Annotated in this window: 7 protein-coding genes and 1 pseudogene; 1 reads left to right on the top strand and 7 read right to left on the bottom strand. The window is 68.2% G+C overall.

Translation table 11 applies throughout. The features are described 5' to 3' along the window. The 5 genes and pseudogenes from VFG33_RS24375 to VFG33_RS24355 all read right to left on the bottom strand — a co-directional run. Window positions 1-590, bottom strand: a pseudogene (locus VFG33_RS24375) (nickel pincer cofactor-dependent isomerase, group 22); the annotation flags it as partial. Between the two features lie 95 nt (window positions 591-685). Next, complete coding sequence (locus VFG33_RS24370) at window positions 686-2518, bottom strand: IlvD/Edd family dehydratase (protein WP_325055265.1); 1833 nt, start codon at window positions 2516-2518, stop codon at window positions 686-688. Then, window positions 2515-3969 (bottom strand): aldehyde dehydrogenase (NADP(+)), encoded by a 1455-nt coding sequence (locus VFG33_RS24365; protein WP_325055264.1) that lies wholly within the window; start codon window positions 3967-3969, stop codon window positions 2515-2517. The genes VFG33_RS24370 and VFG33_RS24365 overlap by 4 nt, the downstream gene beginning before the upstream one ends. Next, complete coding sequence (locus VFG33_RS24360; protein WP_325055263.1) at window positions 3966-4856, bottom strand: fumarylacetoacetate hydrolase family protein; 891 nt, start codon at window positions 4854-4856, stop codon at window positions 3966-3968. The genes VFG33_RS24365 and VFG33_RS24360 overlap by 4 nt, the downstream gene beginning before the upstream one ends. A gap of 13 nt (window positions 4857-4869) precedes the next feature. Next, the gene (locus tag VFG33_RS24355) at window positions 4870-7635 is read right to left on the bottom strand and encodes a UxaA family hydrolase (protein WP_325055262.1); all 2766 of its coding nucleotides are present in this window, start codon (window positions 7633-7635) and stop codon (window positions 4870-4872) included. Between the two features lie 42 nt (window positions 7636-7677). On the opposite strand from VFG33_RS24355, the gene VFG33_RS24350 reads away from it, so the two are divergent. Then, entirely contained in the window at window positions 7678-8460 is a 783-nt protein-coding gene (locus VFG33_RS24350) for a GntR family transcriptional regulator (protein WP_325055261.1), read from the top strand. Here VFG33_RS24350 and VFG33_RS24345 read toward each other — a convergent pair. Continuing rightward, window positions 8457-10112, bottom strand: a complete 1656-nt coding sequence (locus VFG33_RS24345) for a phosphodiester glycosidase family protein (RefSeq protein ID WP_325055260.1) — start codon at window positions 10110-10112, stop codon at window positions 8457-8459. The genes VFG33_RS24350 and VFG33_RS24345 overlap by 4 nt on opposite strands. Window positions 10113-10198: 86 nt before the next feature. Next, the coding region (locus VFG33_RS24340) for a Gfo/Idh/MocA family protein (RefSeq protein WP_325055259.1) at window positions 10199-11197 on the bottom strand (999 nt) is incomplete at its 5' end.

Here is an 11197-nt window from a genome sequence, read left to right as displayed (position 1 = left end):
CCCAAGATCTTGCCCTGAGCAACCACCATCTGGGCCGCCGCCTCGATCGCACCGCCCAGCAACGGAATCCCACCAGCGTGTAGGGAAGCAGCACCGAGATGGTTGCCGAGCCCGATCGCCAGGATCTTCGCCAGTCCGCTCTCCACCGGACCGTGGAAGTCGGTGTGCGGCTTCACCCGGTTGACCAGCAGGACGCCATCCGCCTTCGCGGCAATCGCGTCGTGGTGCACCGGCGTCCCGTCGTCGAGCGTGCCGACGAGCACCGTCTCCATGGTCGCCTCGATCGGGCAGCCCATGGATTCCGGCGTCACCCCGAGCCCAGCCAGCATCTCCCGCTGACCATCAGCCGTCGCACCACCATGCGACCCCATCGCCGGTACGACGAACGGCTCCGCACCCGCCGCCCGAAGCCAATCAACAGCCGCCCGAACCACGACGACCAGATCGTGAATCCCCCGGCTCCCCGCGGTCACCGCAATCCGGTCCCCCGGGCGGATCCTCGCTGCCAAAGGAGCCAGAGCAGCCTGCGCAGCGGCGTACGGATCGCTCTCCGCCGGCAGATCCGGAAGCAGCCGCCGAATAGGCGTCACCTGCGGCAGAGTCCCGTTGGGCCGCAACCCCCGGATCGCCTCAAACGGTCCCCAGGACCCTCCTACCGTGCCGTCGGCGTTGCTGTTCGTGGGCATTAGTGGCTCTGGCGGGCTACGGCTGAGCCGCTGCGGCCGACTAGGAAGTCGAGGTCGCAGCCCTCGTTTGCCTGGGTGACGTGGTTGACGTAGAGGCGGGCCCAGCCGCGGTCAGTGGGAGCCACGGCCGGCTGCCAGTCGGCGCGCCGCTTCGCGAGTTCCTCGTCCGAGACGTCCAGATGCAGCCGCCGTCCAGGCACGTCGAGCTCGATCCAGTCACCAGTCCGGACCAACGCCAGCGGCCCACCCACAGCCGCCTCCGGCGCCACATGCAGCACGACGGTCCCGTACGCCGTACCGCTCATCCGGGCATCGGAGATCCGGACCATGTCGTCGACACCTTGTTCGGCGAGCTTGCGCGGGATCGTCAGGTTGCCGACCTCGGGCATCCCCGGATAGCCACGTGGCCCCGAGTTCTGCAGCACCAGCACGGTGTCCTCATCGACGTCGAGGTCCATGTCGTCGACGGCCAGGTCGTACTCCTCGATACTGCTGAAGACGAGCGCCTTACCGCGATGCTGCAACAATCTCTCGGACGCCGCGGATTGCTTGACCACGGCACCATCCGGCGCCAGATTCCCCTTCAGTACTGCGGTTCCAGCGCCACTGCCAAGCGGATCCTCAACGGCACGGATCACGTCGGTGTCGACGGTTCGCTCAGACCGGGCGACATTCTCACCGATGCTCTTGCCCGTCACAGTGATCGCATCAGCCTTCAGCAGCGGCAGGATCTCCCGCATCACCGCAGGCAGCCCACCCGCGTAGTAGAAGTCCTCCATCAGGTACTTCCCGGACGGCTGCAGGTCGACCAGCCACGGTACTCCGCGCGCCCACTCGTCCATGTCGTCCAACGTCAGGTCGACGCCCACCCGGCCGGCGATCGCCAGCAGATGGATCACCGCGTTGGTCGACCCACCGATCGCCGCGTTCGCCCGGACCGCATTGGCGAACGCATCGCGGGTCAGGATGTCACTCGGCTTGAGGTCTTCCTCGACCATCTGCACGATCCGCTGACCGGCCTGCTGCGCGATCGCGTAGCGCCGCGAGTCGACGGCCGGGATCGCGGCCGAGCCTGTTAGTTGCAGCCCGAGCGCCTCCGCCATGCAGGCCATCGTCGACGCCGTGCCCATCGTCATGCAGTGCCCGTTGCTACGGGACATGCCGGACTCGGCCGCGGCGTAGTCCTCCTGCGTCATGCGGCCGGCATTGACGTCCTGCGTGAACCGCCAGACCGCAGTACCGGAGCCGATGTCGCAACCGCGGAACTTGCCGTTCAGCATCGGACCGCCGGTCACCACCAGCGTCGGAAGGTCAACCGAGGCCGCGCCCATGATCGAGCCGGGAGTGGTCTTGTCGCAGCCGGTCAGCAGCACCGTGCCGTCGATCGGGTTGCCGCGCAGCGACTCCTCGACGTCCATGCTGAGGAGGTTGCGGAACAACATCGCGGTCGGCCGCAGCATCGTCTCGCCGAGCGACATCACCGGGAACTCCAGCGGGAATCCGCCCGCCTGCCAGACGCCGCGCTTCACCGATTCGGCCAGCCTGCGCAGGTGCGCGTTACACGGCGTCAGCTCGGACCAGGTGTTGCAGATGCCGATCACCGGACGCCCGTCGAACACCTCGTCCGAGAACCCCTGCGCCCGCATCCAGGACCGGTGGATGAACCCGTTCCGGTCCTTCTCCCCGAACCAGTGATCAAAACTCCGCCGCCCGATGTGCCCCTCCGGCCGTCCCGGCTCGTCGCCCACCGGCCGCCCGGTCTTATCCGGCGTGGGGCCGCCCGCGGGGTCGGTGGTCACCTGCTCGATCGGTTGGTTGGGATCGTCCGTCATCGAGACACCTCCGCGGTCGTCACTTCGCCGTTCACCCGGCGGCTGATCCCGGCCGGATTCGCGTCCTTCAGTACTGCGGGCAGCACCGTGTCCGGCGTGTCCTGATACGCCACGGGCCGCTGGAACCGACGTGCGGCAGTCACGCCGACGCTGGTGTGGATCGACCCCACGGTCGAGGGGAACGGACCACCGTGATGCTGGGCCCACGACACGGCGACCCCGGTCGGCCAGCCGTTCCACAACACCCGCCCGGCGCGTTCCGTCAGCAGTGGCAGCAACTTCCCCGCCAACTCGGCGTCGACGGCCTCCTCTGCCTGCAGAGTCGCGGTCAGATTGCCTTCGAAGGCCTCGACCGCGCTCACCAACTCTTCTTCGGAGGCGTACTCGACCACGATCGAAACCGGACCGAAGCACTCCTCCAGGATCTCCTCCCGCCGCTCCAGTAGCTCGCCAACCGTGGTCTGCAGCAGAGTCGCGCCACCGGAAGCCCAGACGCGGATCCCATCGACCTTCTGGAGCCGATCGAGACCGGAGGAGAAGCCCTCCGCAATGCGATCGTTCAACATATTTGCCCCGGCGACTCCGCCGGCTGCCTCCGCCAATTGCTCCTGCAGACCGTGGCCGGCGGGGAGGAACAGCAGTCCGGGCTTCGTGCAGAACTGGCCGACGCCAAGGGTGAACGACCCGACGTACCCGGTCGCAATGTCCTTGCCCCGGGCATCGACTGCGGCCTGGGTTACGAAGACGGGATTGAGGCTGCCGAGCTCGCCGTAGAACGGGATCGGCTCCGGCCTCGTGACTGCGATCTCGTGTAGTGCCTTGCCCGCCGGCACCGAACCGGTGAAGCCGGCGGCCGTGATCCGCGGGTCTTTCAACGCGACCACGCCGACGTCGTACCCCTGGACCAACCCGAGCGTTCCGGCCGGTGCACCCGCGGCCCGGAGTGCCTCGATCATCACCTCGGCCGTCCTCGCCGATAGCTCCGGATGACCCGGGTGCGCCTTGACGATCACCGGGCAACCTGCGGCCAACGCCGATGCGGTGTCACCACCGCACACGCTGAAGGCGAACGGGAAGTTGCTCGCGGCAAATACCAGTACCGGACCGAGGGGAACCAGGACCCGCCGGAGGTCAGGACGCGGTACAGGCTTGGCGTTGGCGTCGGCGGTGTCGATGATGACCTCGAGCAACGAGCCCTCGGCCAGTACGTCGGCGAACATCCGCAGCTGCCCGCTGCACCGGGCCACCTCACGGCGCAGCCGGGCCTCGGACAGGGACGACTCGCGCATCGCGATCGGCACCAGCTCGTCCACCGCGGCATCGAGGGCATCCGCGACAGCCCGGATCCACCCGGCGCGGACCTCCGGCTCCGACGCGGCGAGCGGCTTGGCGGCCGCCGCCGCTGCGGACAGTGCCTGCTCGAGCTCGGCGGGGGTGGTGTCCGGGGTCATCGGGTCTCCTCCAGAGATTCGGTGGCCAGGAAGGCGAAGGGCTCCCGGCCCACTGCCACCGTATTCGTCAGCGTGCCGATCTCGCTGATCGCGATCTCCACTTCGTCCCCGGCCCGCAGGGCGAAGTCGAGCTCCGGCACGATGCCGGTCCCGGTCGCCAGGATCACCCCGTGCGGGAACTCGTTCGGCGCGAACAGCACGTCCACCAGGTCCTGCAGTTCGCGCACCAGGCTGCCGGTCGAGGTGGTCCCGGTGAACACATCGGCGCCGTCCCGGCGGATCGCCAGGTCGATCGTGAGTGCCTTCGGGTCCGCGACCTCCCAGACCGGCCGGATCCCGGTGGCCAGCGCGCAACCACCGGCGAACACCTTGGCCTGGGGAATGTAGAGCGGGTTCTCGCCCTCGATCGAGCGGGAGCTGAGGTCATTGCAGATGGTGTAGCCGACGATCTGGCCCCGGCTGTTCGCGACCACGGCCAGTTCCGGTTCGGGGACGTCGTGACCGGAGTCGTCGCGGATCCCGATCGGCTCGCCGTCCGTGACGAGCCGCCAGGCCGGTGACTTGGGGAACAACTCGGGCCGCGGCGCGGAGTACACGCGGTCGTAGACGGACTGCTCGGTGCTCTCCTCCATCCGGGCGCCACGGGATCGCTCGTAGGTGACACCGGCGCACCATACTTCGCCGTACCCGTCGAGAGGCGGGAGCAGCCGGACGTCCTGGACCCGTACCTCGTCCCCGGTCTTACCGACGGCCTCGCGGAGTTCCTCGACGGTCAGGCGGAGGAGCTCCGCGATCCCGGCGAAACCTTGAACCGGTGCCACCGTGTCATCGGTTCGAACGCCGGCCCGCGGCCGTTGTCCGGGAAGCTGGTATCGGACCAAGTGCATGGGTGTCCACCTTTCACATCGAGGTACCGAGCAGGCCGCGGGTGATCTGGAAGCCAACGTTGCCGGAAGCAACCGCCTTCGGAATCTGATCCCGGCCCGCGACCGCTGCGATGACGTCGAGCCCGACCGCGGCCTGGTCAGCAGCGTTGCCTGAGGCAACCGCATCCAGATCGTCCCCGTACTTCGCGACTGTCTCCGGGTCGCTGCTGAACTCCACCACCGGCACGAACCGCTGCGCCGACAAGGTGCCACCAACAACATGCGCGAGCACCTGCTGGACACCACCGGCACCGAACCCGGTCGCGGTCTCCATCCAGTCGGTGCCGGGCATCCGCATCACGTGCCAGCCGTTCGCCGCGAACCGCTGGCCGTGGGCGATCGTCGGCTCCACCGCGGCGGGAGAGCCGAAGGCGGCGTACCGGAAGGTCTTGTCGGCGAGCAGGGTGCCGCGCGACGAGAGGACGACCGAACCGCCGGCGTCGACGATCTCGCGGCCGATCAGTGCCAGCGCCTCAGCAGTCTCTCCGGTGAGTGAGCCACGGGCTTCGAGGGCGACGGTCAGCTCACCGACGCTGCCCAAGACCGCCTGCGGTGCGGGCAAGTCGAAGCTGCCGAACCAGTCGCGGACTCGGCCCGTGACGGCGTCCAGTCCGCCGTCGGCCTGGATGCTCGCCCAGCCGAAGCGCGACGGATCCGCACCGGCCTCGACCAGCCGCGAGCGGAAGTAGTCGTTGTGCGTCTTCTCGCAGCCGTGCTCGAGCAGCAGCGCCATCCTGGTGTTCGGGTGCAGGAGATAGCCGAGCATCGTGCGCGCGAACGTTTCCTCCGACGCACCACCACTCGACCCGCAGCCCTCGGTATGCGGCAGCGCGACCATCCGGGTCACCGCATCGCCGGCCCAGTGCTCAGCCTCCGCCTGCGCTGCGAGCCTCAGAGCGATCTGGCCCGAACACAGACTTGTCGGCAAGATCAACCCCACTGCCTCCGGCACCAATCGCCCATCCACTTCCAGCAGCGACACGCCCGGGCGCCCGGAGTCGGTCAAAACGGGGCGAACGATCGCAGTGTCGAGGTGTGATCGTTCGCCCCCTTTTGTCGTGGTGAGGGGTTGGCCCGGCAGAGGTGCGTCACGGTCCTCGGCGGGGAGATCGAGCAGGTTGCGGCTGGTGCGGCCGTCGGTGCTGATCGAGATGCCCTCGCGGGGTCCGCTCTGCCGCCAGTTGCGCCAGATCGACACCTGACTGTGGCCGGCCCGCTCCCCCGCGCTCAACTCGCCCGATGCCACCCGGACGGTGAGGTCGAAGGTGTCGGCCGTCAGGTCGTCCATCGGCGTACCAGTCAGGTAGCGGCCGGCGTCCACGTCCATCTCCGCGTGCAGCCGCTCGTACCGGGCCGTGGTGGTGACGAACTTCAGTGTCGGCACGAACGGGAAGTTGGTGATCGACCCGTTGCCGGTAGTGAAGAAGATCAGGTTGCAGCCGCTCGCGATCTGGCCGGCCACGGACTCCAGGTCGTTGCCGGGGCTGTCCATGAAGACGTACCCGCTGCCGGGCAACGGCTCGCTGTAGTCGATCACGTGGTCGAGCCGGACCTCGCGCGGCAGTTTGCGGGCCGCGCCGATCGACTTGAGCACGATGTTGTAGAGGCCGCGGTAGACGTTGCCGCCGGACGGGTTGCCCTCCGCGGTGTGACCGTGCCACCCGACCCGCTCCTTGAACGACTGGACGGTGGCGAGGAACCTGCGGGCCGTCGCGAGGTCGCGGACGTTCTTCAGGACGTACCCCTCGGCGCCGATCAGCTCGTCGGTCTCCGCGAGGACCGCCGTACCGCCGTGGCGGATCACCTCGCGGCCCACCGCGCCGGCCAAGGGGTTGGCGGTGATTCCGGAGAACGCGTCCGAGCCGCCGCATTGCAGGGCGATCTTGAGATCTCTGAGGGGAACTTCCTCGCGGTGTTGCGCGGCGACCACCGGCAGCCAGGGCTCGACCAGAGCGCCTGCGGCGGTGAGGTCGTGCTCGAAGCCGGCCTGCCTGGTGAAGAAGGCATGCGGCACGCGGATCGGCGGATACCCCTGCTCGGTCATGAAGTCCTGGATCGCCTGCCCGGACACCAGATCGTCCTCGGTGTCGACGATCAGTACTGCGCCGACATTGGGGTTCAGGGCAAATCCGGCCAGCGTGGCCAATAACAGGTGCAGATTGTTCGGCGTACCGGCCTCGCCGCCCTCGGTGTGAGCCACCGGTACGACGCCGTCGAACCCGGCGGCGCCGTCGAACCTCCTGGCCAACTCCGTGACGAACCCACTGCTCTTGGAACTCGTCGCCATCAGTACTACGTGGTTGCGGGTGCCGGCCGGTCCCTGCTCACGGGGATAGCCGAGGAACGTCCCGGGCTGCTCGACCGAGGTGACCTGCTGACCGAGGTTCAGCGCGCCTTCGTCGAACTCGTAAGGATCGAGGGGTTCGTTGCTGGCCGAGGGCTCCTGCGGAAGTCCTTCCACTCCTCTGGCGGACACCGCTGCCAGGCTGGTCGGAGTACAGACGTAGTCGCCGACCTCCAGATCGCGCAGGGCGCGGGCGAAGGGGGTGTGCCACGACAACAGCGCCTCGCCGGTCTTGACCGGTCGCGCCACGAAACGATGACCTTCGAGAACTGTGTGCGGCAGGGTCACCTGGGTGCCGTCGAAATCGATCACGGTGCCCTGTTCCAGGCGGCGCGAACAGATCGCCACGTTGTCCCCGGACTCGGGCAGTACCCCGACCTCGTCGAACCTCACCATTCGCGGAGCCTTCCGATACGGATGTCGAATCGTGCATGATGCATGATTACCAGTGCTACCCTGCCGAAATCCGCGACCTGGGTCAAGGCCGTGACCATGACCGTGACCTCGCCCGAGACCCTGCCCGAAGAAAGGCCGGCGACGATGACAGAGACGGTGGAACCGCAGGATCGCCGGCTGCTGCGGCGGCAGATGCTCGCCGACGACGTGTACGAGGCGATCAAGACGATGCTGATGGACCACGCGATCCAGCCTGGCGCGCGGATCTCCATCGACGGCCTGGCCCGTGACTTCCAGGTCTCGTCGACGCCGGTGCGGGAGGCGCTCGCGCGGCTCGAGTCCGAGGGACTCGCCGACAAGGAACCGCTGAAGGGGTACCGAGCGACGCCGCTGCTGACGCTGGAGGAGTTCGACGACCTGTACCGGTTCCGGCAGCTGCTCGAACCCTGGGCGGCCCGGCGGGCGGCCGAACAGATCGACGATGCCGGCCGCTCGCTGCTGACCGCCGAGCTCTCGACCGCGGTCGAGCCGACTTCCGTGGACTACGCGGGCTACAAGGCGCTCACCGCGCACGACAACCGCTTCCACTCGCTGATCGCGAGGCTGTCAGGCAGCGAGCAGGTCCGCCTCGCCTTCGAGCGAACCCACTGCCACCTGCACATCTTCCGCCTCCACTACGACCGCGGCACCGGCCCCGAGGTCCTGGTCGAACACCGCCAACTCGTCGAAGCCATCGCCTCAGGCGACCCCGCCACCGCCGAGAAGGCCATGACCCAGCACCTCACCAACTCCATGACCGTCCGCCTCCGGAAGATCTTCGGTTAACGCGTCGGAGTGATGACCAGGGCATCTCCGACTGGGCGTTCACCGGTGGCATCGGACGGAGTGTTGAGGACGGTGCCGTTGGCGACCATGGTGGTCGAGCCGCCGCCGTCCAGGTTGATGGCGTTGCGGAGGCCGAAGGACTTGGCGACTGCGGCTGCCTCGGCGATGCCTAGGCCGAGGCTGTCGACGTTGCGGCCGTCGGCGGTGATCAGGACCGTGCGGCCCTGGGCGTCGACACCGGCGATGGTCCGGGGGTTTCGCTTGTGGACCCAGCCGTAGTAGGAACTCGGGTTACCGACAGGCGCCATGCCGTCGGCCGCCGGAGTCGCCCGCAGTTTGCCGTCACGAACCAACTCGGGCCCGCCGTTGACGATCGTCGTACGGGATGAGAGCTGGACCGGGCGACCGCGTTCGTCGGTGAGTGAAGCCTTGATCTCCAGCCGCTTGCCGATCTTCGCGCTTGCCAGCAGGGGTGCGACCAGGTTGCCGGTCGCCTGAACCGTCCGGCCGCCTTCGGGGATCGCGCCGCCTCGGGTCGTCGGCCGGATCGCGCTCACCACATCGCGCCGATCCACGATTACCTCCGCGCCGGGACCGCTAGGTGTGCTGACCCCGTACGCCGAGTCGAAGGCGATCAACTCGTCGGCATCGGTACACGTGACGTCGTGCAACGGCTTCGAGGTCGGCAGGTCGTCGGCAGTACCACCGCAGTTGCGGATCAGACCCGGCACTCGGTTCAACCCGTCCAGCGGAAGCGGCTTGCCGGCCCCGCGGAGCTCGCCGCGCCAGCGGAACCGCTCGACCGCAGTACCGCGGGCGTTGTCGCCGATCACCAGAGCAGGCCGTCCGGCCGTCGGCTCGCTGACCAAGCGCCCGTCGTAGACAGCGACGCCGGCGGGGTCACCCGGCGCTCCCGCCTTCGGGTCGAGCACGAAGAAGCCGGCATTGACCGCAGCGGTCGCGCCGGTCAGGGTCGCGAGCGTGCTGGTCGTCTCACGCGCCTCAAGATCCAGCCCGTACGACGCGTCCAGGGTCCCGCGGAACTTCTTCGGGTCGATCGTCAGCACCTGAACATGCCAGGGACCGGTGGATCCGCTGACGTCGTCGGGTTCGCCGTCCCAGCCGGTGTAGATGCTGGAACCGTTCAGACCGGCGGCGATGACCTTCGTCCGGAGGGCATCAGCCTCCGCCTTGGTGGCGAAGGAACCCAGGCGAACGCGGTACCCGAGGGAGCCCCCGCCGGCGTCAGCCAACTTGGGCGTCGGGACGTCCTCCACCCGCGATTCCAGCCCCGCGGCGCGGAGGCGCGCAGCCGCGGCGTCGGCGGTCGGCCGGTCGGAGAGTGCGGTCGCCGGGGCGTCAGGGTCGGGCGAACTCGACGGAATCGCCACCTCGACGGTCCAGGTCGAACCAGGGCCGGCCTGACCTCGCACAATCGTCGTCAGGGTGACACCAGGCTGGAGCGGCCGGCTCTCCCTGGTCTCGGGAAGGCCGGCCGGACCGAGCGGCAGGACCGTCGCGGCGGAGCCACCAGAGTGCTGAGCAGGCGGCTGCGCGGACGCAGTACTGGCGAGGGCGGCGCCGGCCACGAGGGTGGCGACGGCGACGCCCGCCAGGGCGGATCTTGGGCGGGACAGGCGGCGGAATGTCATACCTAGATTCCTATGTCAGGCACCGCCGCAGCTACAAGGACTCGAGGATGAACTGGCAACGACCTGGTGAGGAACTGCCCCACAGCTCAGGCAGGAGCGTCGCCGTGATCCGGGATCTCCAGTTGCACGCCGCCCTGCAGCGCGGACTGGTGGGCGAAGATGCCAGGGAGGGTGTAGCGGGCGGAGACCCAGGCGTTGATGGGTGGGAGGGTCTTGTCGGCGACCGAGCGAACGAAGTCGTCGGCGAGGAAGTGGTGCGAGCCCTCGTGCCCGTTGTGCAGGCCGGTGAACTCGACCGGCAGACGACTGCGGTCGTGGACCGGCGCGAGGCCGGACAGGAACGCGTCGCGCAGGGCAGGGTCGACGTTGACCATGTCGGTGTCGTCGAGCGACGCGCTGGGGGCGGACTCGAGGAGTTCGCTGACATCCTCGACGCCCTCCTTGGTCTGCCACACGCTCACGGTGGCGAGCTGCTCGAAGCTGCCCTCGGTACCGAAGACGCGCAGCCGGGACTCGCGGATGTGCGACGGGTACCCGACACGACGCATCTCGTTGGTCCGCATCACGCCACCGTCAGCGAGCTTGAACAGCGCGGTCGCGTTGCTGAAGTCGTTGTCGAACTGGCTGATCTCCTTGTCGAAGACGCCATCGCCACGGTCGTCCTTCACACCGATACAGGACACGTGCGTGGCGTGCTGACCGGTCGTCGAGAGAACGTTGCCGACCGCATGCGTCGGGTAGAGCATGGGTGGGAAGGAGGCGGTCTTCTTCCAGTCGTCGCCACCGCTGTACTGGTAGGCGGCGTAGAAGCCGAGGTCCATGTCGTGGACGTAGTCGCCCTCGGAGTAGAAGACCCGGCCGAACTCGCCGGCCGCCAGCTTCTGGCGGCAGTAGACCGACGACGGGTAGTAGAAGCTGGTCTCGCCCATCATGTAGGTCAGGCCGGTCTCCTTGACCAGCTCGATGATGCGCGCGATCTGGTCCGCCTCGATCGCCATCGGGACGGTCGAATAGACATGCTTGCCGGCCTCGAGCGCCTGGATCGCCATCTCGCCGTGCAGCCAGCGCTGGGTGAAGATCGCGAC

Source organism: Kribbella sp. (genome assembly GCF_035687465.1).
Taxonomy (GTDB): Bacteria; Actinomycetota; Actinomycetes; order Propionibacteriales; family Kribbellaceae; genus Kribbella.
The sequence above is the reverse complement of the archived record's forward strand: the minus strand, read 5'-3'. Positions and strand labels throughout refer to the sequence as shown.

Excerpts from the sequence above, each read along its gene's own strand:
- VFG33_RS24355 (WP_325055262.1), bottom strand. The coding sequence starts at position 7,635 with ATGGTGAGGTTCGACGAGGTCGGGGTACTGCCCGAGTCCGGGGACAAC.
- VFG33_RS24345 (WP_325055260.1), bottom strand. The coding sequence starts at position 10,112 with ATGACATTCCGCCGCCTGTCCCGCCCAAGATCCGCCCTGGCGGGCGTC.
- VFG33_RS24360 (WP_325055263.1), bottom strand. The coding sequence starts at position 4,856 with ATGCACTTGGTCCGATACCAGCTTCCCGGACAACGGCCGCGGGCCGGC.
- VFG33_RS24365 (WP_325055264.1), bottom strand. The coding sequence starts at position 3,969 with ATGACCCCGGACACCACCCCCGCCGAGCTCGAGCAGGCACTGTCCGCA.
- VFG33_RS24370 (WP_325055265.1), bottom strand. The coding sequence starts at position 2,518 with ATGACGGACGATCCCAACCAACCGATCGAGCAGGTGACCACCGACCCC.
- VFG33_RS24350 (WP_325055261.1), top strand. The coding sequence starts at position 7,678 with ATGATTACCAGTGCTACCCTGCCGAAATCCGCGACCTGGGTCAAGGCC.